The sequence below is a fragment of the Pseudomonas grimontii genome, from assembly GCF_007858185.1.
Taxonomy (GTDB): Bacteria; Pseudomonadota; Gammaproteobacteria; order Pseudomonadales; family Pseudomonadaceae; genus Aquipseudomonas; species Aquipseudomonas grimontii.
Genome location: NZ_VFES01000020.1, coordinates 44,873 through 67,554, shown reverse-complemented (window position 1 = coordinate 67,554; position 22,682 = coordinate 44,873). Strand labels below are relative to the sequence as shown.

The following is a 22,682-nucleotide window of genomic DNA, read 5'->3' as shown; positions in this document are numbered from 1 at the left end:
CACAAGTTATAAGCTGCAAGCGGGGCTGCATTAGTGCAGCTACCGTGCGGCTTCCGATTACTTGCAGCTTGCAGCTTGAAGCTTGCAACTGCTTTTCAGAGTTTCTTTCATGGCCCTCGACATTCACGCCCACCGCATCCTGATCCTCGACTTCGGTTCCCAGTACACCCAGCTGATTGCCCGCCGCGTGCGTGAAATCGGCGTGTACTGCGAACTGCACCCGTTCGACATGGATGACGAAGCGATCCGCGAATTCGCACCGAAAGGCGTCATCCTCGCCGGTGGCCCCGAGTCCGTGCACGAAGCCAACAGCCCGCGTTGCCCGCAAGCCGTGTTCGACCTGGGCGTGCCCGTCTTCGGTATCTGCTACGGCATGCAGACCATGGCCGAGCAACTGGGCGGTAAGGTTGAAGGTTCCGAGCTGCGTGAATTCGGTTATGCGCGTGTCGACGTGGTCGGCAAGAGTCGCCTGCTGGACGGCATCGAAGACCACGTCGACGCAGACGGCCTGTTCGGCCTCGACGTATGGATGAGCCACGGTGACAAAGTCACCAGGATGCCGGAAGACTTCCACATCCTGGCCAGCACCCCGAGCTGCCCGATTGCCGGCATGTTCAACGATGAGCGCGGCTACTACGGCGTGCAGTTCCACCCGGAAGTGACCCACACCAAGCAAGGCGGGCGCATCCTGTCGCGCTTCATCCTCGACATCTGCGAGTGTGAAGCCCTGTGGACCCCGTCGAAAATCGCTGAAGACGCAATCGCCAACGTGCGCGCCCAGGTCGGCACCGACAACGTCCTGCTCGGCCTGTCCGGCGGCGTTGACTCCTCCGTGGTCGCCGCGCTGTTGCACAAGGCCATCGGCGACCAACTGACCTGTGTGTTCGTCGACAACGGCCTGCTGCGCCTGCACGAAGGCGAGCAAGTGATGGCCATGTTCGCCGAGAACATGGGCGTCAAGGTTATCCGCGCCAACGCCGAAGATCAGTTCCTCAACAACCTGGCCGGCGAGTCCGACCCGGAGAAGAAGCGCAAGATCATCGGTCGCACCTTCATCGACGTATTCGATGCCCAGTCCAACAAACTGGACAACATCAAGTACCTCGCCCAGGGCACCATCTACCCCGACGTGATCGAGTCGGCCGGCGCCAAGAGCGGCAAGGCCCACGTGATCAAGTCCCACCACAACGTGGGTGGCCTGCCTGAGGAAATGAACCTCAAGCTGGTAGAGCCGCTGCGCGAACTGTTCAAGGACGAAGTCCGCCGTCTGGGCCTGGAACTGGGCCTGCCGTACGACATGGTCTACCGTCACCCATTCCCAGGCCCGGGCCTGGGCGTGCGCATCCTCGGTGAAGTGAAGAAGGAATACGCCGACCTGCTGCGTCGTGCCGACCACATCTTCATCGAAGAACTGCGCAAGGCCGACTGGTACCACAAGGTCAGCCAAGCCTTCGTGGTGTTCCAGCCGGTGAAATCGGTTGGCGTGGTCGGCGATGGCCGTCGTTACGCCTGGGTTGTGGCCTTGCGTGCCGTAGAAACCATCGACTTTATGACCGCCCGCTGGGCACACCTGCCGTACGAACTGCTGGAGACTGTCAGCGGCCGTATCATCAATGAGATCGAAGGTATTTCGCGCGTTACTTATGACGTGTCGAGCAAGCCGCCGGCGACGATTGAGTGGGAGTGAAATCAGGTCCTTCGAGGACTATCGCCAGCTATCGAAAGATCGTCGTAACGTATTGATCCGTTAGGAAAAAGCGTCACGGCATCTATCGGTAGCTATCGCCGGCTAGCAAAACAGATTGACGGTAGCGTTGGCGGTAAGAGTCGAGGCTGGATTAAGACACTCTCGTTGGGAGATCAGGCGGCAACGTAGCCCCTCTATCTGATAACAATAGAGAAAAGATCTTTCCTACGATTTAACGGCTGCTCCCTTCTTCGCTTCGTCGAGCAGCCATTGAGCAAAAGCTTGTATTGGCTCTCTGCCCAATCCGATGGGCTCAGGGAGGATGAGGCAGAAGGTTTTGGAGATGGTTTTTCCCTCCGGCCACGGGGCGATCAGGCTTCCTGACGCAAGTTCGGTTTCAACGTACAGGCGCGGTACTAGCGCAACGCCCAGGCCGGCCAATGCGGCTTCTATCAACATTCCATGGAGATCAAAGCGTGCGCCAATTGCAGGATTGGTCAGCGGGCTTCCCGTCTCCTGGGCGTAATGTTGCCAAGCTTCAGGGTTCTGTCGTCGGTGAAGGCGCGGTAATTCATCCAGTGCGGTTGTTCGATTGCGTCCTGTCAGAAGTTCAGGATGGCAAACCGGAACCAGCACTTCATGCAAAAGTTCGTGAGTCCGCATTCCCGTCCACGCTGGGTGCTCGAAATGGATGGCAGCATCGAATCCGCTCCCGGCCAGGACGAAGGGTTCCATGCGCTCGGCCAAATGCACAGTAATGTTCGGATGCTTCTGCTGGAATCGTCCCAAGCGAGGAATGAGCCATCGCATCGCGAACGTCGGGATAGTGGCAATGTCCAGGCTTGCGCCATCGTTCGGCTGCCCCATTAAGTACTGACTGTCCCGATCCAAGCGGTCAAGCGATTCGCGAACTTGGACCGCGTAACGCTCTCCGTTAGGAAGGAGTCGGACACGATTGCCGACCCGCTCGAACAGCGTGACCCCGAGGAAGGCTTCCAGCCTGCCAATCTGGCGACTGATGGCTCCTTCAGTCAAAGACAGTTCCTCTGCCGCGCGCGCGAAGCTGCCGTGGCGCGCAGCCACTTCGAATGCCATCAGTGCCGTGCTGCTGGGGATCTTCCTTCGCATGAGCGTTCCTAGCTTAAAACTGGTGATCGGTTTAGCTTGATTTTTTGTCACTGAAGCATACCGAAAAATCGTTTTATACGTCGATTTTCAGGTCATACCATGATGAAACATCAACAGTGAGGACCGAACGCACAAGCGGTTCGGTAGCGTGATTCCATGATCTATACCGTCGAGTGCAGCTTTGCCGACCCAGCCAGCGAAGCAGAGTGGAATGATTTCTATAGCCTGGAAAAGCTACCCGCGCTTATTTCCGTGAGCGGGTTCCATACTTCGCAGCGCTTCAAGGCGTTTAGCGATGGCTGCCCTGTCTACCTGGCCATGCACTCGATCGACGGTCTGGCTGTGCTTGAGGGTGACGAGTATCGCCAAAAGGGCGGGGGCAACTTCGCACGCTGGCAGCAGCACATCACCGATTGGCACCGCAATCTTTACGGCGGCCTTGAGCGTGCGCCTGCCATCGGTGAAGGCGAGCATCTGATCGTGAGCGCAGTCGGTCCCGAGCCGCTCATCGAGATGGGGCTCACGCCTGAGCAGATGTGGGCCGTCGCATTGGAGAAGTGTCCTGAAAACAGGTGGCTGGCGAAGCTGGATAGCGCCATTAGTCTTGGTGTAGATACCCTTCCGAAGAACGTGCATCTCTATGCCCCGATGACCGTGCAATTGACGAGTGACAGAGGCGCAGAGCCCCAGATGCAGGTGCAGAACCGACATGCCTAACCTGACGATCTTCATCCAGGCGGACGAGATGCCACCCGACGCAAATCTGGCGGAACTCACCGAACGATGCACTCGACTTTGCACGGACGTCCTTCAGGCGGCGCTGGACAACGTGCATGTCATCTACGTCGCTGCCCGCCAGGGGCGTGGGCATCCTGCTTACGCGGAAATCAAGTACCGCCTCGAACCGTTCAGAACGCCATCGGTCATGGACGATTTCATGGCGCGACTGGATGAGGCAATAAAACGCCATGCGGGGCTAACGGCGCGCATCCGTTGCTTTGGCTATCCAGCCGATACCATCTACGCGCGGAACTGATGACCCGCAAGGAGTGCCGCAATGAACGACATGAAATTTCCAGGCCAGCAGATCGGCGAGTTTTCGATCACGGCCATCAGTGACGGATACCTTTGCGCAAGTCTAGATCTTCTCTCCAATATCGATCCTATGGAGGCGTCCAAGTTGCAGCAGGACGCAGGCGTGAGCGACCCATCCTCGATCCACATCAACTGTTACCTGGTGCGTGGAATGGGCCGCACGATCCTCATTGATGCGGGGGCTGGTGGTTTCAAGCAGTGGGGCGGCAAGCTAAAGGCGAATCTCGCGCGTGCGGGCGTGCAACCCGCTGACATTGACACCATTCTTCTGACCCATGCACATCCCGACCATGTTGGGGGGTTGCTTGACTCTTCAGGGGAAGCAGCCTTTCCCGATGCAGAGCTAGTCGTCCACCAGCGTGAGGTTTCTTTCTGGGAGGACGATGGCAATCTCAGTCGAGCGAGTGAACGTGCTCGTGGCAACTTCCTGTTTGCTCGGAAGGTGTTCGATCAGTATCGGGAGAAGACGCGCCTGTTTACTGATAGCGAAGTTCTCCCTGGCATTAGTGCGATGCCCCTTCCGGGGCATACCGCAGGACATTCCGGTTATCGTCTCGATTCCAATGGTCGTAGTTTGCTGGTTTGGGGGGATATCGTTCATTTCCCCCAAATTCAGATTGCTCGTCCCGACGTATCGATTGCATTCGACCAAGATCCGCTTCTTTCCGCCGAAACACGATCCAAACTATTGAATGTTGTTAGCTCGGATAAGATTCTTATCGCGGGTATGCACCTTGGCGAACTCGGTTTTGCACATGTCGATCGGCTAGGCAAGACCTACAAAATTTCCTACGAAACTTAGCGGCTGTTCGAGATGCCTACGATGCGTCGGCAGCGTCGAATGAGGTCATTGATCCCACGGCGCCTCCTGCCAGCGGTCGAACAGAAAATCGCTGAACGCCGTCAGCCGGCGCGGCACGGGTTCGCGCCGCGCCCGCACGATGCTGATCTTCGAGGGTTTGGCTTCCCATTCAGGCAACACGCGCACCAGCCTCCCATCGCGCAGTTCCTCGTGAATGTCCCAGGTCTCGCGCAGCGAGATGCCCAGCCCGGCCACGCACCACGCATGTAGCACGTCGCCGTTGTCGCTGCACAGCGTACCGCTGACCGCGACAGGCGTCTCCCTGCGGCCCTTGCGCAGCGGCCAGGTGCTTTGCAGCAGGCCCGGATAGGCGAACACCAGGCAGTTGTGCCGTTCCAGTTCTTCCGGCTGCGCGGGACTGCCATGCGCTTTCAGGTAGGCGGGAGACGCAGCCAGGATGCGCCGGTTGTCGGCCACGCGCCGCGCCACCAAGCGCGAATCGGCCAACTCGCCCATGCGGATCGCCAGGTCGAGGTCGCCGCTATACAGATCCTGCACCTGATCGGACAGGCGCAGGTCGAAACCGACCCTGGGATGCAGGCGGCAGAAATCGTGGATAGCCGGGGCCACGAACTTGCGCCCGAACGGCGTGGGCGCGGTCAGGCGGATAGTGCCGCTCAGTTCCTGGCTGCCGCCGGTCGCCAGTTCCTGCACTTCTTCCAGCACCGCCAGGGCAACCCGTGCGCGCTCGGCGATGGCGCGGCCTTCGCTGGTGATGCGCAAGTTACGGGTGTTGCGCTCGAACAGCGTGGTGCCCAACGCTTGTTCCAGCCGGGCGATCTGCTTGCTGACCGTCTTAGGCGCGAGGTGCAGGTCGCGTGCGGCGGCGGAAAAGCTGTGGCGCTCCACAACATGCACGAACACCGCTAGGTCATCAAGATTGCGCAGGGCCATTTGGGTCATTCCGGGGAAAGTGTTTGTCTATTTTGGTCATTTAAACGATATACCGGATTCACCAGAATGAGGATCCCAACTTCCCACGCTGCGACACGCATGCCTCCGTTGGAGGTGTCCGGTGGTGTGCTCGATTCGCTGCAGGAGCTTCTGATGACCCAACGTATTCTTTTCGTCCTGACCAGCCACGACCGCAAGGGGCCGGCCGGCGCCGCCGATGCCGCGCCCAGCGGTTTCTATCTGTCCGAGATCACGCATCCGCATCGGGTGCTGGCAGACGCCGGTCATGCGGTCGATTTCGTCAGCCCCAAGGGCGGCAAGACGCACGTCGATGGACTCGATTTGGACGATCCGATCAATGCCGCGTTCTGGAACGATGCGACGCTAAGAAGCGCCACCGAGAACACCATGGCACCCACGCAGGTCGATCCCGATGCCTACGCCGCGATCTTCTACGCCGGCGGCCACGCGACGATGTGGGACTTCCCGGACAACGCCGAACTGGCGGCCATTGCGGCGTTCATCTACGAGCGTGGCGGCGTGGTCGCGGCGGTGTGCCACGGGCCGGCCGGGCTGGTAAACCTCAAGTTGTCCGATGGCAGCTATCTGGTAGCGGGTAAGGACGTATCGGCCTTCACCAACGAGGAGGAGCGTGCGGTCGGCCTGTACGACACGGTGCCCTTCCTGCTGGCCGATGCTTTGCAGGAGCGTGGCGCCCGGCATGTGCCCGCGGCGAATTTCCAGGCGCAGGTAGTGGCGAGCGAGCGCCTGGCGACGGGGCAGAACCCGGCCTCGGCCAAGGGCGTCGCGGAAGCGATGCTGCCCCTATTAGCGGTGACAGCCGAGAAGCGAGCCTGAACCATGAATCCACGTATGCCTTTCGTCATCTACGTCTTCGCGCTTTGCGCGTTCGCCCTGGGCTTTACCGAGTTCGTCACCATCGGCCTGGTGTCCACTATTTCCGCTGATCTGCATGCCAGCGTCAGCCAGGTTGGCGCGGCGGTTACGGCCTACGCGCTGGGTGCGGTGATTGGTGCACCCGGCCTGACCGCGCTGGCAACCCGCTGGCCGCGCAAGCGGCTGCTGCTGGTGGCGATGGGGCTGTTCACGTTGGGCAACGCTGTAGTCAGTCTGTCCGATGCACTGACCCCCATGCTGGTGGCCCGCTTCGCCTCCGGCCTGGGACATGGGGTGTTTCTCGCCGTAGCATCCAGCGTGGCAACCCAATTGGCGGGCCGACATCGCGCCGGTGCGGCGGTGGCCGTGGTGTTCGGCGGCCTGACGCTGGCACTGGCGCTGGGCGTACCGCTCGGCACCTACCTGGGCAGCGTGTTGAGCTGGCAGGTCATCTTCATGGCAGTGGCCGCAAGTGGTGCCATTGGGTTCGTCGGCCTGCTGGCCCTGATGCCGACAGATCGCAACGATGCCTCGGCGCAGGCCAATGCGATGGATGGCCTGAAAGCCATGTTCAATCAGCGTCTGCTGGCCGGAGCCGGTATCACCGTGTTGGCGTATGCGGGATCTTTCGCGCTCTACACCTACATTTCGCCGATCCTGCTGCAAGTGACGAACGTGAGTGAAAGCATGGCGAGCCTGTTAATGCTGGGCTACGGCGTGATGGCCGCCATTGGCAATGTGTGAGGCGGGCGGCTGACCGACCGCAAGGGTGCCGACTTTGCGGTGATGACTGTGCTCGTCGGCCTGGCCGTCGTGCTGTTGGCGATATGGGCATCGGCACCATCGTTGCCGTTGATGGTGTTGCTGACGGGCCTGCTGGGTGCGCTGACCTATGCGGCGGTGCCGGCCTTGCAGGCGCGGGTGATCGGGCTGTCGCACATCCACGCGCCGCAGGCGCCAGCGGTGGCGGCTGGGCTGAACATCGCCGGCTTCAACGGCGGCATCGCGTTGGGTTCGCTGCTAGGCGGGGCCAGCCTGGAAGCGATGGGTCTGACCAGCACGGCCTGGGTCGGTGCGGTTGCCGTGGGCCTGGGGATCGTCTGGATGCTCTGGCAGATGCGGCGTCCCACGTTCCTGGGCGCAAGAACTCATATGTAGGTGAACAATGGATCTTCGGCATCTTCGCTGCTTCCTGGCCTGGGAGGCATGCAAGCACCCGTCATGATTGGGAAGGTATATCTCAAGGTATATGAGTTTGTATGTTCTTATAACTGATTAATTTTAATGATATTTTGTTTATTTTTGATAATGGGGTGGGAGTAAGGTTGATCTGCAACTGCCTGTTTACAAGTAAAAAATAAGAGATCGCTTTACCATCAGCCTCAAACAACAAAGCCCGCATTAGCGGGCTTTGTTGTTTCAGACGAAGACGTTGATCAGAAGTCGTAACGCACGTTCGCAGTGAAGGTGTCGGCGTCGAAACCACTGCTGGTCAGGTAGTTGTACATCCCTCCCACGCTCCACGCGCCCACGCGGTAGTTCGCGCCCAGTCCCAGCTCGTAGCTGTCGCGCGCCGGTGTCGCCCCGGTGGTGGTGAACGGGGTACCGCCGAGCACGAAGGTGGAGGTGGTGTCAGCCTTGTCGCCGATGAAATCGTGCCAGGCCATCAGCTTGGCCTCTGGTTCCAGGCTACCTGCACCTACGTCAAAAGCGGCCGCCAGGCGAGCACCCAGGCCCATTTCGCCGATTTCGTAACGCTGGCTGCCGACGTTGAGAGCGGCTGAGCTACCTTTTTCACGGTACGAATCAATCGATACGTTGGCGTAGCGCGCACCGACCTGTGGTTCGAGCAGCCACTGCTTGTCGAGCTGGAAGGTGTAGCCTGCCAGTGCGTTGACGCCGAAGATCTCACTGTCATAGTCGGCCTTGGCGCGGGTGCCGGCGATGTAGCGTTTGGACTCGTTGTCGTTCCAGCCATACATCAGCGAGGTGTCGACAAAGAAGTTGTCACGGGCCCAGTTGCCGTACAGGGTCAGTGCATGGCCTTTGACGTCGGTTTTGTTGCCGAGGTCGGATTTGACGTCGCTGGTCAGGTAGCTGTAAGCCAGGCCCACGGTGGTGTCTGCGTTGAGCTTGCCGTCGGCACCCACGGCGATGCCGTTGGTGTTGGCGTCGTAGCCGTCGATACCGTGGCGGCGGTCCTGGTTGGCATCGCTGGACAGCGCTTGCAGCCATACGCCTTGTTCTGCCAGGACGTCACCGGAGGACAGACCGCTACGCGCTTTGCTGGCGCGGCGGTTGATGGCACTTGCGACCAGGTTCTGGCTGTTGGTGGCGGCGTTGATCGCCCCACGGCTGACGTCCGGGGTCAGGGTTTCGGCAAGTTTGGCCAGCTCTTCACTGGTGGCGGCGTTGGCGAAGCGCTGGAATACCGGGTCGCTTTCGTCCATCTGGCCCAGGACCGTGTTCTTGAGCGGCGTGATGGCGTTCACCGCGTTGCGCGAACCACGGGCACTCAGCAGGTCTTGCGTGATCACCTCATCACTGCGGGTGGCAACCAGTGCTTTCACGTCCTGGCCTTCGATGCCGAAGTTCCTCACCTCAAGCAGTGCCGAGGAGGAAACCACGGACAGGTTCTGCGGGTCTTCCCACGTGCCAGAGTTAATGAGGGTGTAGCGGGTGCCCTGGGCCGACGTGCGGAAGTCATCGGAGCGAGCCTGCAGTTCGATCTGGCTGCCTGGAGAGAAGAAGGTATTGCCGGTGACTTTCAGGATCGGCGTGTTGGGCAGCGTGTTGTTATCCAGCAGCAGCCGCAGGCGCGCAGTGTCGCTGTCCATATCGAGGTCGCCCACAATCGTGGTCTGCGGGCGAAGCAGCGTCAGGCGGCCACCGTCGATATCGACGTAACCGGCGCGGATGGTCGAGCCATCGAACATCGCGTCCCCCTGCACCAGCACACCACTCAGGCCCAGCAGGTCACCCTTGACCTGACCACCCTGCCAGTAGAAATACGAAGGGGAGGCATTGTCGTCCGCCAGAATGGCTGCGGTGCCGCCTTCTATCAGGCCACCTGTCTGCCTGATGGAGAGGGTGTCGAAACCGCCGGAGGTGTCGAGACTGCGAAAGCGGATACCAACCCCGTCAGCGGAGATAGTCCCGCTGTTGTTGATATCACTCTGGAAGGGAGCGCCTGTCATCTGACCCGTAAAGCGTGCCTTCTCGATGTCGATACCCACAGAGTCGATACCACGCGCGGTGATAGTGCCCGAGTTATTGATGCGCGCCTGGGTCGAGGTGATCAGCATGCCTTCGGCATTTGCGCCAGTCACAGTGATGTTGCCGTTGTTGTTCACTTCACCAGCGATCTTTGCCAGATACAGGTCCAGCCCGACGACGGCGTTGCCGCTCACCGTAATGTCGCCATTATTTACCAAGTCGCCACCGACGTTGGAATTGAGGGTCATGGCGATACCGGACGGGAAGTCGGTGGGGTTGGCAGCCGTCAGGTTGATGTTGCCCTGGTTGACCAGGTTGCCCGCCAGCGTCACGTTGTTCAGCGCTACACCTGCGTTTTGCGACGTCCCGGTGAAGGTGGCGTTATTAAAAACATCATCGGAGCTGCTGTAACCCCCGGTGCTCAGGTCGTGGTTGAGGTCGGGTGCGGGTGCGGCATGGACCGTGGCAGTGGTAGCCGCGACGGACAGCGCCAACAACGAGCGGCGCAGGTGGGAAATGTTCAAGGCAGTATCCTTACAGGGCAGAAACTGACAGGGAACAACCCACGCGTCAGCGTCTGTTTTAGGCATCCCTGCCAGCTTGTCAGTGAAGTGCTGATTCAAGCGCGTTCAAATTTACACGATGCTTGTAGGGCAATTCATCATAAAAACAACAAATGACGAGAAAAAAGCTAAAAAGTGCGACGCTACAGATGTTTTTTGAGCCTTTTCTGGGTTGTTCAGCAATAATCTGAACTTTAGAGGGGTGTTGCGGTCTCGCCCGGAGCAGGCATTAGGGGGAATAGCATTCGGATGTTTTTAACCGGTCTACCCACCCTGAATTCCAGCATTTTAATGTGCTAAAGGAGTTTTAGCCCATTGGCTCCATATCGCTTCCCACCCACTATCATGGCTCACACCTGGTACATGGACGCTTTGGGAGAGGGGCGAGCCAAGCGCCTGTTGGTACCTGTCAGCTAAAGTAGCTGGAATAATCAGGTCTGCTTCTCCGATGAGATGGCGCTGGGGTATCAAGGCGAGTCGATTACGATAGTCCAGCGGGTCCAGTGAACCGTCGAGTGGCGACAGTCCTTTCATCTTCGCCCACAGACGTGGACTGAGATTGCCAGCAAGGGTTTGCACCTGGGTAACATCATTGCGCTGCGCCGCTAACAATAATGCTAGAGCGGCTCCACCTGAATACCCCACTAGTTCGAACTCACTATTGCCATATCGCTGTTTTATTTGGTCCAACGCCTGGCTGAGGCGGGTGACCACTTCCTGAGAAAATCGTCGATGGGTCCAGAGTGCTGATTGACAGGCTGCGGCCATGACGAACTGGCAGGGGCGTGCCAGGTACGCATTCGGTGTCGGATCATCGACCGCCAGCCGTGGCACTAGCAGATTGTGCGGGCTCGGATCCAGGCTGGGTTGAGTGGCCGTCGCCCAGGCGTGGCCATCACCTTCCAGGTAAACACGCAGGCGAGTCATCTTTTCTGCAGTGCGCGGCGCAAGTATGACGAGGGGGAAGGCGTGTCCCGGCAGGACCTCCAATTGCCGGTCGTGCTCTTCAGCCAGTTGTTGCAGTGCCTCGCGCGGCGATTGGCAGGCGATGAGAAGCGCGCTGATCATCACCATCCAGGCTTTATTGAAACCGGCCAATTTCCGACGATAGGGAAAGTGTCTACTCATCATATGTCACAACACAGCTTGGCAATGGAGGCATCGGCAGCAGTCAGTTATGACTGGCTGGCATTTTTTTTGGGGTAGAAAGTTCCGACGCAAGCGCTGTTGTTTTCAATGAACGGCAGGGCTGGCATAGGTATTAAAGGAACTGAGATCGAATCAAATCCGTATCGAACGGTGTTATTCCTTGATCAGGCGCAAACACCGCCTGTGCCTGCTGCGTTGAAGCCACTCGTTCTCCCCGTGCTCGAGCATGTAAATCGAACAGCGTCTCCAGATCCGGCCTTGGGGTGTGTACCAAAGCTCGCAGCATCAACGATACCCCACTGAGGTTGTTCTGGACGTTGTTCCACCACGGAGACGAAGTGAGCCCCAGGTCGGCCCAAATCATGCGTCGCTCCTGCAGGTCCATCACGAATGGCAGGCAGATTGCTGTGTTGGAAGCGATATCGATACGGTCGAACACGGAGCGCGGCTCGAACACTTCACCCGACGCCACGTCGACGCGGGCCATCCAGCCAGCGAAGCATTCTGGAAGATCGCAGTACGGCTGTTGGGTGAATGAGTTGATAGACGTGACGACATAACGGACACCCTTCTCGACAAGGACGTCGAGGTCAAGGTCGATGAACTCCGAAGCCCCCTTGGGCGCATCGACGATGTCGCCACTGTGGTAGCCACCGAAGCCCTTCAGGTTGTAGTACGCGACTGTTTGTTTGAACACGAAGTTGGCGTCGAAAAATGCTGCGGACAAGTCGATGTCCGTGCGTTCACGCCCGTTTTTCCACCACAGGAACAGGCGGATGAAACGTGTGTCAGGCATAGGTAGCCGACTGCCACGCACCAGCGTACGTAGCGACTTCGATGAGGCACGTTGCGCCAGTGGCACCCTGTATTCGCGTAATGCTGGATCGATGAAGCAGCGGCCTAGTGGCGGCAGTGAAGTAAAACGCGTTACGAGAGCGTCCTCGCAGATGCTGGCTGCACGAGCCAGCACGGCGGGAGCGAGAGGTTCACGTCGATCCTTGATCCCATAGATTTTGGCAAACGCACCTTTTGGTGTGAAGGCCCGCAAGGGGAGGGGACGCGGAGCACGTAGGTGGGCCAGCAACTGCAGCAGAACAGGAGAGGACACCTGGGCAGCAACCGCCTCAAACGCGTCGAGAACCGGCTCTGGTTCCGTCGCACGCCGCAGGGCCACGTCCAGCCGTCGTGCGAACTCACCAGGACGGCTCTGTAATATCGGCGTAAGCGTGGCGATGTGGCGCTGGGCAAGTAATGTTTCGACACGTGATCCAAATGAAGCGGGCGCCTCGTTGCGCCGTGCTGCCGTGATCGCGGCCAGTGCTCGTGGGTACTTATCGGCGTAGTCGCCCGGATGCAGTACTTCAGCCAAGCGTTTCCAACGCTCGGCATGTCGCATCACGTCTTCTGCCGCGTTGGGTATGTGGTCGAGCAGGCGCAACAACAGACGGCGCATCGAGCGCTTCATCGCGGTGAAACGGGTCGAAGCGGTCGTCAGTGACACGTCCCCTCCATTCAGCGCGACCGCGAGTCGTAGCACGTCAGTCGCCGTTTCGACGTTTCGCTCCAGGAAGGCGTCTACTCGTGCATCGCCGGCCACATGCAGGATAAGTGCGCCGCCAACCTGTGCACGGATTTCCCGGAACGGGACGGCCTCAGGCAGTAGACGGAACACATCGCTTTTGTACTCTCGGATAAACCAGGCGACATCGGCAGTTTCCTCTTCGGAGAGCGAGGTGCGCGATGAAACGAGCGGCCCGAGCAGTGACTCGAATTCGGAGACGCTTCCCGGTTCGATAACGCGGGATATGAAGTTGCCTTCCAGCATTGGAGGTCGAGCGAGCTCAGCCGGTGGTAAACGCCGAAGCGTGAGGTAGTGCACGACGGCGTTAAGGTACAACTGCGCCTCTGAGGCCGTCAGAACCTGCTCTGGAAAGTCAGGATAAAACGGCCTGTGGTGTACATGAGCGCCAGTTTCCCGCCTAAGGACTCCGACAATTTCGCGCAGCCAGTGCTTGAGTTCTGGCGCTGACAACAGGCCGATTTGCTCAATCAGAGGCTCTGATAGTACGCATCGGAACGCCGTGACTTCACGAACAGCCGACGCGACCTGAGCGCGCGTGGCACCGCCAGTGCCCATCGGGACGTGAACTTTGCTACGGCGACGCAGGAACAGCCCCTGATTCATGCTTGATTTTCTCCTTAGGCCGTCGTCGTGGACGAGCTGTTGCATCGTTCTACAGCTGATGTAAAAACGCCTGCAAGAAGCAGGCGCGGTGTGGAGAGCGAAACCCCTAGGTCATAGGAGGTTAGAAGGAAGGTGTTCCATAGCCACGAACGCATTCTACGTAAGGCTGTATCTGTTTGTCAGGTCGCTGAGGATCTCAACGGTAACAAGCTGCTTCGCCTACGTGCTCGAAGGCTTAGCGCGGCAGCCTGCTTTGCAGGCTCATCCCGGTGTGGTTGAGCGCTCGGGACAATCTGTCCAATGTGGGGAAATGCACCTGGTGCACCAGCGGCCAGGTGGGGCGTTCAATGACGAAACTGCCATCGGCCAATCGTGCAATTGGGGTCATGACGATACCCTGGCTTCGACTGTGGTGGTACAGGGTGTATGAACCTTGGGACTCATCGATCAAATACATGCCCTTGCGGAACAGCAGTCGCTGGTTCTGCAGGACGGTGCGCTGTACCGGTGGTGCCTCGACCTGTACGCGCAGGTCGGCGTGCAGGGTGTCGAAGCTGTCGTCCGGACCACCTTCCGGCGCTATCACGTCGTGATCGACTTCGATGCCAGGGTCCATGCGCAGATCGTTACCTTGCCCTGGGTATACCTCTTCAATACGTAGTCCGATCCCTCCCTCCAGTTCGCTGAGGCCTGCCACTTCCCTGAACGTGTTAGTGCTGGTGGAATGGGTCATGAGCAGCCATTTACCCCCCCTATTCAGGGCTCTGTCGGCGCGAAAAATTGTGTGACTCAGGTAGTTCCTCGCCATTTGCTCTGTGCGACTGACGAGGGGATCGGGGTATTTGAAGTGGGCGGCACAGTCGATGGCCTGGACGCGAATGCCATTGCTCCTGGCGGTTTTGACCAGTTCAAGTTCATTGAATTGTCCGGTGGGGTCGGTACTCATTCTGCTCAAGCTGGCTTCCAGGTCTTCCGACATGAACCCGTGCTGGAAGTAATAATTCAGGTCGTCTTGGGTGAAGTCGTTGAGCAAGCGTCGCATGTAGACGGTCTTGACGCCCTTGCGGGCAAGCAGCGGCATGTTCTCGATGATCAGGCGTGTGCTGGTGACGCGGTCCAGGGTTTCGCCGATGACGACGCCTGGCAAATCCTCCGGCAAACTTTCGATCAGCTCACTGAATGAAGTTGAAGGTTCAACCGCCGGAATGACCGGACGTTGCGGCAAGCGCGGCCAGGACAGTTCACGGTAGAAATTTTTGGCCGACTGCACCAGTTTGCCGTGGATGCCGCCGAAGTAGTGGGTGTAGCGGTCTATGTGCAGGAAGCGGCTGTGAATGTGGATCTCGTTGAGCCCAAGCGCCCACTTTCTCAGCTCTGGACGTGTCGAGGGCGGGGCGTCGAACTCGGTGGTGACCCGGCGAGTCGCGGTCGATGTTGTGGGTTCGGTTGCAGCCGGTAGTCTCGCGGGCGGTGCCTCTGGAACCGGCCGAACCTTGGCTGCTTTGCTGGAGTTACCGCCTCCACCCTTCAACCCCCGGCTACCGCGCAGCGGTTCCCACTTGCCCAGTTCGTTCACGCGTACCGGTATGGAACCGGAGAAGCTATTGGGGTTGGCCGGGTCGACGATGGCCCAGTGGCTTGGGCCGTTGAGGTCGTTTTCATACCGGATGTAATAGGGCTTATCGTTCATCATCATTGCGGTTTGAGGCATACCGTCCGACGTTTTCAGGGTATAGACCTGATAGAACTTTCCAGGCGCGGTGTTGAGGGTTTCGCCTTCCAGTATCAGGTTGCTCTCATAATGATCTGGTACTTCGTTTGTCGCGACCGGCTCATGGGGTTCCGGGGCTTCCACGGATACCTCTGCGAAGCTGTCCGAGGCCTCGGCGATATCCGGCAGTACCCCGTCGACTTTCAACAAGCCCAGATTGAACAGGCTATCGATAGCACTGAACACCGCACCTTGCTCCCCGGCCCGGCGTTCCTCCAGAGTTCTGCCGTTGACGGCCTGGTCGATATTGAGCCCCAGGCTGGCCACGCTGGCGCCGATCACCACCAGTGCCACCGGCCCGCCCACCACCGCCATGGGGCCGAAGAGTTTACTGAAGGCGTTCAGGTAGCCGACCCAAAGTTTTTTGCGCAGTTCGCCGTTGCTGTGCAGGCAGAAGTCAGCATCATTTTTCATGCGTGCCTTGCTGGAGCGGGCCAACCAGGTAAACGCATCGCCCTCGATGGACTGGTCCGCCTGATTAATCAGGTGGTGATTCCACTGGCCCCAGGTCACGAACAACTGATCGATCATCGCATTCAGGCCCTTGTCCACCCAGTCCGGCGGCAGCGTACCGGTCAGGGCCTGGGCGGTGCGGTAAATCAGCACCGGGGTCACCAGCATCTGCTTCCAGGTCACGGCGTCGGTATCATCCTGTTGGATCTGGGCCGACAGCGGAAAGTGCGTCATGAACTGTGCACGATTTTCCGGATGGTTGGTTTGACACAGAAGCCAGAAGTGCAGGTCGGCAGGCGTCTGGAAGCAGTGGAAGGCTTGGGCTTCGCCAGGCACATAGACAATTTGCCGGCCGTCGCTGTCGATGATACGCAGGGTATCGCTGGCGATATGCCCGCCAATATCCAGCGCCGCCAACCTCAGGCCCGGCGTGGCGGGCGCCTCGGTTTGCAGGTTGGCGACGGTCGGTGGCCAGCTCAGGTCGCTGGCAACGGCTTTGATCGCCGTCTGGAACTGCGCATCGGTCAGGTGCCTGGCCCGCCGGGCTTGCAGGGCCTGGGCGAGGAAGTTGACCTTGGCCAGTGTGCGGAAGTCGTCTTGGTGAGTGCCCCAGAAGTTGTCCATGTGGGCGGCATAGCGCTCGCTGAAGTTGATGTCCCAGAAGTCGTTGAGCACCGCGCTGGCGGACAGGCGTACTTCGTTACTGCCATCGAAAAGACGTGCGTCGGGCCCCACGCTATAGAAACCGCCGTCACCGTCGAGCAGGTCGGCATTGTCCTGGTCATGAAGGCTGAAACGGTGAATCACCAGTTGTGACAGGGTCATGGATTCCAACGGTTTTTCGTTATGGACCCAGCCGGTAAATGCTTGGGAGTCACCTATGCCACCCTTGAATCGGTGCCAGTACACCTGCTCAGGGTTCAGGCCTGCGAGGTCATGCCGGGCGAGAATTTCTCGGGCTGTGTCGGCCGCCAGCTTCTGCATGTTCGGGCAGGTGTCGAGCACCGCAGGTGCCAGGGCCTTGAGCTGTTGTTGGGCGGCGGGGGAGGTATCGGTAATCGGCATGCTGTTCTCCTGGGGCGATGGAGAAAAAAGCATGCCGGGACGACTGGGCAATGAAGCGGTAGATAGTTAGCGTCGAGCGATGTCGGAGAAGTAGAACTTGTCCAGCGTATGCCGCGACTCGGTGTATTCGAACTGCCGCCCATCCGCCAGAAACGTCTGGTTGCTTACCACGATCACGTGGCTCTGGCCGTCCAGGTCCAGGTGCAACTGATCATCCTTGCCCCGTGGCAATGCTTCGATGGTGCGCTGGGCGTAGCTGATCTGCAGCTGCAGGGTCTGCTCGATAAAGGCGTAGATCGACTGCTCGGCGATCGCGCGGTCGAGCCCTGGGATCAGGTCGGCGACGAAGTGGTTGATGTCGAGGATCACCCGCTTGCCACCGATGCGCCGTACCCGTTTGATGCGCGTGATCAGGCTGCCGGCTTCGGCTTCGATGTGCTCCAGCAGTGGCCCCTCCAGTGGGATCTGCGTGAACTCGACCACGTCGGTGCGTACGTCATCCCCCAGGTCCGCATGGGTTTCGCCGAAGCTGACAATCCCGCCCAACTGGAACTCGATGGGGTTGGGCGACAGCACGAATGTGCCTTTGCCATGGATCTTCTGCGCAAACCCACGCTCCTGCAGCTGCTCGATCGCCCGACGCACGGTGCCACGGCTGGCCTGGTAGCTGTCCATCAATTCGGTTTCGGAGGGCAGGCGCGTGCCGCGTTGCAGGCGTTCGGTGGTGATGCTGGCAAGCAGATCGGTATAGATCTGGTTGTATTTGCTCATGGGATGGCTCTGTGCCCGTCTTTATGAAGGTGAACTGCGCGTTCAAGGCAGGAACCTTAGAGGCAGAGGGTGGGTTTGTCCATTGGGCCTTGGAAAACCCAAATCAATATTTACAACTCGTACAGACGAGTTGTTGCTTTAACTCGTCTGTACGAGTACTTTTGGCTTCGGCGTGCTGCCAATGACTGCCCCCAATAAAAAAAATCAAAGTGGAAACCAAGCATGAGCCACGACTATTCGAACATTGCCCGCGAGATCCTCGAGCACCTCGGGGGCAGCGACAACCTTGAGCAAGCTGCCCACTGCGTGACCCGCCTGCGCCTGGCGCTCAAGGATCCGGGCCTGGTCAACAACAGTGCGTTGAACCAGGTCGATCTGGTCAAGGGCTCGTTCTTCACCGGCGGCCTGTTCCAGGTGGTGATCGGCCCTGGTGAAGTGGAAAAGGTCTACGCCGCCCTGCGCGAACAGACCGGCCTCGCCGCCGCCACCATCGCCGACGTGAAGAAGAAGGGCGCCGACAAGACCAACGCCATGCAGCGTCTGGTGCGGGTGTTTTCCGATGTGTTCATGCCGATCCTGCCTGCGCTGATCATTGCCGGCCTGCTCATGGGCGTGAACAACCTGATGGGCGCCAAGGGCATGTTCATCGAGGGCCAGACGCTGCTGGAGGCTTATCCGAACCTGGATGGCCTGTGGAGCCTGATCAACCTGATGGCCAACACCTCGTTCGTGTTCCTGCCGGCGTTGGTGGGCTGGTCGGCGGCCAAGCGCTTTGGCGGCAGTGAAATCCTCGGCATTGTGCTCGGCCTGATGCTGGTGCACCCGGACCTGCTTAACGCCTGGAACTACGGTAAGGCGGTCGCCGGCCTCGACGGCCAGAGCCTGCCGTACTTCGATATTTTCGGTTGGTTCAAGATCGAGAAAGTCGGCTACCAGGGGCAGATCCTGCCGATCCTGATGGCGGCGTATGTGATGAGCGTCATCGAGAAATGGCTGCGCGCTCGCGTGCCCAACGCCATTCAACTGCTGGTCGTGCCGATCACCACCATCGTCGTTACCGGCGTGCTGGCGTTGGCGATCATCGGCCCGGTGACCCGTCATCTCGGCATCCTGATTACCGAAGGCGTGGTCACCCTGTTTGACCTGGCACCGATGGTTGGCGGAGCGATTTTCGGTCTGCTGTACGCGCCGCTGGTGATCACCGGCATGCACCACATGTTCCTCGCCGTCGACTTGCAATTGATCTCCACCCAGGGCGGCACTTTTATCTGGCCGATGATCGTGATGTCCAACCTGGCCCAGGGCAGCGCCGCGCTCGCGGTGTTCTACACCACCCGCAATGCGCGGGATAAAAGCATGGCCTCGACCTCAGCGATTTCCGCTTACTTCGGCATCACTGAACCGGCGATGTTCGGGGTGAACCTGCGCTTCAAGTTTCCGTTTTATGCGGCCCTGGTGGGCTCGGCGCTGGGCAGTATTTTCCTGTCGCTGAACAAGGTGCAGGCCTCGGCCATCGGCGTCGGTGGCTTGCCTGGGTTTATCTCGATCGTGCCGCAATCCATCTCGATGTTTGTGATCGGGATGGTCATCGCGATTGTCGTGCCGTTTGTACTGACCTGTGCGTTGAGCATGAAGATTGTTCGGCCCGGTTATCGCGTCGCCTGAACTATCGCTATCGGGGGCAAGCTCCCTCCCACAGGGGGCTTGCCCCCGATTAGGCCAGAGAGGCCTGCACAAAACTCTACTGAAGGAACCCACCATGCAAGACTGGCAACACTCGGTGATCTACCAGATCTACCCCAAAAGCTTCCATAGCCACGCGGGTAACGCCACCGGTGACCTGCTGGGCATCGTGGACAAACTCGACTACCTGAAATGGCTGGGCGTGGATTGCCTGTGGATCACGCCGTTCCTGCGCTCGCCGCAACGCGACAACGGCTACGACATCAGCGACTACTACGCGATCGACCCCAGCTACGGGACCATGGCCGACTGCGACCTGCTGATCAGCGAAGCGGCCAAGCGCGGTATCAAGCTGATGCTCGACATTGTGGTCAACCACACGTCCATCGAGCATGAGTGGTTCCAGCAGGCGCGCAGCAGCCTCGACAACCCCTACCGCGACTTCTACATCTGGCGCGACCAGCCGAACAACTGGGAATCCAAGTTCGGCGGTTCGGCCTGGGAATACGAGGCGCAAACCGGCCAGTACTTCCTGCACCTGTTCGACCACACCCAGGCCGACCTCAATTGGGATAACCCCAAGGTGCGTGCCGAGGTGTTCAAGTTGATGCGCTTCTGGCGCGACAAGGGCGTGGGTGGTTTCCGCCTGGACGTGATCAACCTGATCTCCAAGCCCGCCGACTTCCCCGAAGACAACAGCGACGGCCGCCGCTTCTACACCGACGGCCCGAACGTGCATGAATACCTGCAGGAGATGCACCGCGAAGTCTTTGACGGCCATGCCTTGATCAACGTCGGCGAGATGTCGTCCACCAGCCTGGAACATTGCATCCGCTACTCGAATCCTGAGTCGAAAGAGCTGTCGATGACTTTCAACTTTCATCACCTGAAAGTCGATTACCCGAACCTGCAGAAATGGGTGAAGGCTGACTTCGATTTCCTCCAACTCAAGCAGATCCTCTCCGACTGGCAACAGGGCATGCAGGCCGGTGGCGGCTGGAACGCGCTGTTCTGGTGTAACCACGATCAACCCCGGGTGGTCTCGCGGTTTGGCGACGACGGTGAGTACCGCGTGGTCTCGGCGAAGATGCTCGCCACCGCGCTGCACTTCCTCCAGGGCACGCCGTTTGTGTACCAGGGCGAAGAGCTGGGCATGACCAATCCGGGCTTTGACAGCATCGATCAGTACCGCGATGTGGAGACCCTGAACATCTTCCGCCTCCAGCGCGATGCGGGTGAATCCGCAGCGGCGAGCATGGCGGCGATCATGCAGAAGTCCCGCGACAACGGCCGCACGCCGATGCAGTGGAGCGCGCAACCCAATGCGGGTTTCAGCACTGGCGAGCCCTGGATCGGCATCCCGGCGAATGCAGTGCAGATCAACGTTGAACACCAACTCGATGATCCCGACTCCGTGCTGCATCACTATCGCGCGCTGATCGCCTTGCGTCGTCATGAACCGCTGATTCAAGAGGGCGTTTACCGCCAACTGCTGCAAGACCATTTGCAGGTCTGGGCGTACCTGCGCGAAGGCCACGGCGAGCGCTTGCTGGTGCTGAATAACTTCTACGGCCAGCCCTGCGAAATCCAGCTGCCCGATCACGTCATCAGCGCCGCTACCGAGCAACGCCTGCTGATCAGCAACTACCGCGACTGCCCGCAACGCACGGCTACGGTCGTCCTGCGTCCCTACGAATCGTTCGTGCTGCACCTGATCGGTTGATACGCCTCCTGTAGGAGCGAGCTTGCTCGCGAAAAACCTGAGAGCGCCGCGTTAAACCAGTATCGCTGCGTAATCGTTAGCGTTCTTCGCGAGCAAGCTCGCTCTTACGGGGAATCGTGTCGTGCAAGGACAGTAATAAAACAATAAAAATAGAAGGAGCATTCATGAAAACAACAATAAAGCTGGGCCTTGTTGCATCCTGCCTGAGCCTGCCATTCGGTGCGCAGGCCCTGGAATTTGCCGGTTACTTACGCAGCGGCGCTGGGACGTCAACAGGCAGCGGCAAGCAGCAATGTTTCCAACTGCCGGGGGCACAAACCAAGTACCGATTGGGCAACGAATGCGAGCAGTACGCCGAACTGGAATTGCGCCAGGACCTGCTGACCCTCGACGACGGCTCGGTGCTCAGCGTCGACGCCATGGCGTCGCTCTACAACAAGTACGACCGCGCCCTTAAATTCCAGGGTGAAGACAACGGCTCGGCGCGTATGCCGCAGATGTATGCGCAGTGGTCGAACCTGCCGGCCCTCAATGGCGGTTCGCTGTGGGCCGGTCGGCGTTACTACAAACGCAATGACATCCATATTTCCGACTTCTACTACTGGAACCAGAGCGCCACCGGCGGCGGCATCGAGGACGTGCTGATCGGCGACCTCAAATACAGCTACGCCATCTCGCGCAAGGACAACCTGTACCAGAAGGAATACGCCACCCGTCATGACTTCAACGTGGCGGGCTTCAAGACCAACCCCGGTGGCGAGCTGGAGCTGGGCTTGAGCTATATCGAAAAGGCCGGCGGGCGCGACACCAACAGCGGTTGGGCGCTCACCGCGCAGCATGTGCAAAAACCCTTTCTGGGCGGCAAGAACAAATTCGCCCTGCAGTACGGCGAAGGTCCCGGCACCGGCCTGGGCTACACCGGCAATACCTTCCTGGATAACAGCAGCAAAAGTTATCGCGCCGTGGAGTTCTTCGACTGGCAAGTGACCCCGCGCTTTGGTGGGCAGATCGAAGCGGTGTACCAGAAGGATATTCGCCCCGGCAGCCAGGACCAGACCTGGATGTCCATCGGCGTACGCCCCGCGTATGCGATCAGCGAACAATTCAAACTGGTCACCGAGCTTGGGCATGATCAGGTCGATGCCACCGGCGGCACGCGCAAGCTGAGCAAATTTACCTTCGCCCCGACCTGGTCGCCCAAGGGCACGGATTTCTGGGCGCGGCCGGAAGTGCGGTTGTACTACACCTATGCGACCTGGAACGAAGCGGCCAAGCGCGCAGCGAATGAACTGGCGGCAGGCTCGGCGTTGTCCGATACCGGCGCCTATGGCACCGCGCGGCATGGGTCGAACGTTGGCGTGCAAGTCGAATACTGGTGGAAATAAGTGTGGGCGGGGGCTTGCCTCCGATAGCGATGTGTCAGGCGGCACAGGTATTGGCTGACCCTCTGCCATCGGGGGCAAGCCCCCTCCCACAGTTGATCCCTGTCATCCATGGGATGTGTATCCACCCAATGGTTTTTTACAGAACAAAACAGCAG

The 22,682-nt window shown here is 59.3% G+C and carries 17 protein-coding genes; 10 read left to right on the top strand and 7 right to left on the bottom strand.

Annotation, left to right across the window (positions count from 1 at the left end):
• Positions 1-109: 109 nt before the first annotated feature.
• Positions 110-1,687 (top strand): glutamine-hydrolyzing GMP synthase, encoded by a 1,578-nt coding sequence (gene guaA, locus FIV39_RS25785; RefSeq protein ID WP_090400664.1) that lies wholly within the window; start codon positions 110-112, stop codon positions 1,685-1,687.
• Between the two features lie 225 nt (positions 1,688-1,912).
• Here the strand turns inward: guaA and FIV39_RS25780 are convergent, their stop codons facing one another.
• Positions 1,913-2,815, bottom strand: coding sequence for a LysR substrate-binding domain-containing protein (locus tag FIV39_RS25780; protein WP_090400663.1), 903 nt, complete (start codon positions 2,813-2,815; stop codon positions 1,913-1,915).
• Between the two features lie 156 nt (positions 2,816-2,971).
• On the opposite strand from FIV39_RS25780, the gene FIV39_RS25775 reads away from it, so the two are divergent.
• The 3 genes from FIV39_RS25775 to FIV39_RS25765 are packed head-to-tail and all read left to right on the top strand — an operon-like array spanning position 2,972 to position 4,712.
• Positions 2,972-3,532: a sugar ABC transporter gene (locus FIV39_RS25775; protein WP_090400662.1), complete on the top strand. Its 561-nt coding sequence runs from the start codon at positions 2,972-2,974 to the stop codon at positions 3,530-3,532.
• Entirely contained in the window at positions 3,525-3,851 is a 327-nt protein-coding gene (locus FIV39_RS25770) for a hypothetical protein (RefSeq protein ID WP_069787743.1), read from the top strand. Before FIV39_RS25775 ends, FIV39_RS25770 begins: the two co-directional genes overlap by 8 nt.
• A 21-nt stretch (positions 3,852-3,872) precedes the next feature.
• Positions 3,873-4,712 carry an MBL fold metallo-hydrolase gene (locus tag FIV39_RS25765; RefSeq protein WP_090400661.1) on the top strand — a complete coding sequence of 280 codons (840 nt, stop codon included), beginning with the start codon at positions 3,873-3,875 and terminating at the stop codon, positions 4,710-4,712.
• Between the two features lie 45 nt (positions 4,713-4,757).
• Here the strand turns inward: FIV39_RS25765 and FIV39_RS25760 are convergent, their stop codons facing one another.
• Positions 4,758-5,666, bottom strand: coding sequence for a LysR family transcriptional regulator (locus tag FIV39_RS25760; RefSeq protein ID WP_186731562.1), 909 nt, complete (start codon positions 5,664-5,666; stop codon positions 4,758-4,760).
• A 153-nt stretch (positions 5,667-5,819) separates the two neighbouring features.
• On the opposite strand from FIV39_RS25760, the gene FIV39_RS25755 reads away from it, so the two are divergent.
• The 3 genes from FIV39_RS25755 to FIV39_RS33230 are packed head-to-tail and all read left to right on the top strand — an operon-like array spanning position 5,820 to position 7,721.
• Positions 5,820-6,524 (top strand): type 1 glutamine amidotransferase domain-containing protein, encoded by a 705-nt coding sequence (locus tag FIV39_RS25755; protein WP_090409791.1) that lies wholly within the window; start codon positions 5,820-5,822, stop codon positions 6,522-6,524.
• Between the two features lie 3 nt (positions 6,525-6,527).
• Positions 6,528-7,307, top strand: coding sequence for an MFS transporter (locus tag FIV39_RS25750; RefSeq protein ID WP_208603991.1), 780 nt, complete (start codon positions 6,528-6,530; stop codon positions 7,305-7,307).
• A gap of 42 nt (positions 7,308-7,349) precedes the next feature.
• Positions 7,350-7,721, top strand: coding sequence for an MFS transporter (locus FIV39_RS33230; RefSeq protein WP_208603990.1), 372 nt, complete (start codon positions 7,350-7,352; stop codon positions 7,719-7,721).
• A 278-nt stretch (positions 7,722-7,999) separates the two neighbouring features.
• On the opposite strand, the gene FIV39_RS25745 is transcribed toward FIV39_RS33230, so the two are convergent.
• The 5 genes from FIV39_RS25745 to treR all read right to left on the bottom strand — a co-directional run bounded on the left by FIV39_RS25745 (position 8,000) and on the right by treR (position 17,736).
• Positions 8,000-10,303, bottom strand: a complete 2,304-nt coding sequence (locus tag FIV39_RS25745) for an autotransporter family protein (protein ID WP_090400659.1) — start codon at positions 10,301-10,303, stop codon at positions 8,000-8,002.
• Positions 10,304-10,630: 327 nt separating this feature from the next.
• Positions 10,631-11,410 (bottom strand): alpha/beta hydrolase, encoded by a 780-nt coding sequence (locus tag FIV39_RS25740; RefSeq protein WP_090400658.1) that lies wholly within the window; start codon positions 11,408-11,410, stop codon positions 10,631-10,633.
• Between the two features lie 193 nt (positions 11,411-11,603).
• Positions 11,604-13,676, bottom strand: a complete 2,073-nt coding sequence (locus FIV39_RS25735) for a TerD family protein (RefSeq protein ID WP_090400657.1) — start codon at positions 13,674-13,676, stop codon at positions 11,604-11,606.
• Between the two features lie 235 nt (positions 13,677-13,911).
• Entirely contained in the window at positions 13,912-16,965 is a 3,054-nt protein-coding gene (locus FIV39_RS25730; RefSeq protein ID WP_090400656.1) for a membrane-targeted effector domain-containing toxin, read from the bottom strand.
• Between the two features lie 66 nt (positions 16,966-17,031).
• On the bottom strand, positions 17,032-17,736 hold the full coding sequence (gene treR, locus FIV39_RS25725; protein ID WP_090400655.1) for a trehalose operon repressor: 705 nt from the start codon (positions 17,734-17,736) through the stop codon (positions 17,032-17,034).
• Between the two features lie 222 nt (positions 17,737-17,958).
• Here treR and treP point away from each other — a divergent pair, with 222 nt between their 5' ends.
• The 3 genes from treP to FIV39_RS25710 all read left to right on the top strand — a co-directional run bounded on the left by treP (position 17,959) and on the right by FIV39_RS25710 (position 22,527).
• Positions 17,959-19,401: a PTS system trehalose-specific EIIBC component gene (gene treP / locus FIV39_RS25720; protein WP_090400654.1), complete on the top strand. Its 1,443-nt coding sequence runs from the start codon at positions 17,959-17,961 to the stop codon at positions 19,399-19,401.
• A 94-nt stretch (positions 19,402-19,495) separates the two neighbouring features.
• Complete coding sequence (gene treC / locus FIV39_RS25715) at positions 19,496-21,142, top strand: alpha,alpha-phosphotrehalase (protein ID WP_090400653.1); 1,647 nt, start codon at positions 19,496-19,498, stop codon at positions 21,140-21,142.
• 164 nt (positions 21,143-21,306) lie between these two features.
• Positions 21,307-22,527, top strand: a complete 1,221-nt coding sequence (locus FIV39_RS25710; RefSeq protein ID WP_090400652.1) for a maltoporin — start codon at positions 21,307-21,309, stop codon at positions 22,525-22,527.
• The last annotated feature ends 155 nt before the right edge of the window (positions 22,528-22,682 follow it).

What these genes read in the sequence shown, in the direction of transcription:
- guaA (WP_090400664.1), top strand. Translation starts at nt 110, where the DNA reads ATGGCCCTCGACATTCACGCCCACCGCATCCTGATCCTCGACTTCGGT.
- FIV39_RS25780 (WP_090400663.1), bottom strand. Translation starts at nt 2,815, where the DNA reads ATGCGAAGGAAGATCCCCAGCAGCACGGCACTGATGGCATTCGAAGTG.
- FIV39_RS25775 (WP_090400662.1), top strand. Translation starts at nt 2,972, where the DNA reads ATGATCTATACCGTCGAGTGCAGCTTTGCCGACCCAGCCAGCGAAGCA.
- FIV39_RS25770 (WP_069787743.1), top strand. Translation starts at nt 3,525, where the DNA reads ATGCCTAACCTGACGATCTTCATCCAGGCGGACGAGATGCCACCCGAC.
- FIV39_RS25765 (WP_090400661.1), top strand. Translation starts at nt 3,873, where the DNA reads ATGAACGACATGAAATTTCCAGGCCAGCAGATCGGCGAGTTTTCGATC.
- FIV39_RS25760 (WP_186731562.1), bottom strand. Translation starts at nt 5,666, where the DNA reads ATGGCCCTGCGCAATCTTGATGACCTAGCGGTGTTCGTGCATGTTGTG.
- FIV39_RS25755 (WP_090409791.1), top strand. Translation starts at nt 5,820, where the DNA reads ATGACCCAACGTATTCTTTTCGTCCTGACCAGCCACGACCGCAAGGGG.
- FIV39_RS25750 (WP_208603991.1), top strand. Translation starts at nt 6,528, where the DNA reads ATGAATCCACGTATGCCTTTCGTCATCTACGTCTTCGCGCTTTGCGCG.
- FIV39_RS33230 (WP_208603990.1), top strand. Translation starts at nt 7,350, where the DNA reads ATGACTGTGCTCGTCGGCCTGGCCGTCGTGCTGTTGGCGATATGGGCA.
- FIV39_RS25740 (WP_090400658.1), bottom strand. Translation starts at nt 11,410, where the DNA reads ATGATCAGCGCGCTTCTCATCGCCTGCCAATCGCCGCGCGAGGCACTG.
- FIV39_RS25735 (WP_090400657.1), bottom strand. Translation starts at nt 13,676, where the DNA reads ATGAATCAGGGGCTGTTCCTGCGTCGCCGTAGCAAAGTTCACGTCCCG.
- FIV39_RS25730 (WP_090400656.1), bottom strand. Translation starts at nt 16,965, where the DNA reads ATGCCGATTACCGATACCTCCCCCGCCGCCCAACAACAGCTCAAGGCC.
- treR (WP_090400655.1), bottom strand. Translation starts at nt 17,736, where the DNA reads ATGAGCAAATACAACCAGATCTATACCGATCTGCTTGCCAGCATCACC.
- treP (WP_090400654.1), top strand. Translation starts at nt 17,959, where the DNA reads ATGAGCCACGACTATTCGAACATTGCCCGCGAGATCCTCGAGCACCTC.
- treC (WP_090400653.1), top strand. Translation starts at nt 19,496, where the DNA reads ATGCAAGACTGGCAACACTCGGTGATCTACCAGATCTACCCCAAAAGC.
- FIV39_RS25710 (WP_090400652.1), top strand. Translation starts at nt 21,307, where the DNA reads ATGAAAACAACAATAAAGCTGGGCCTTGTTGCATCCTGCCTGAGCCTG.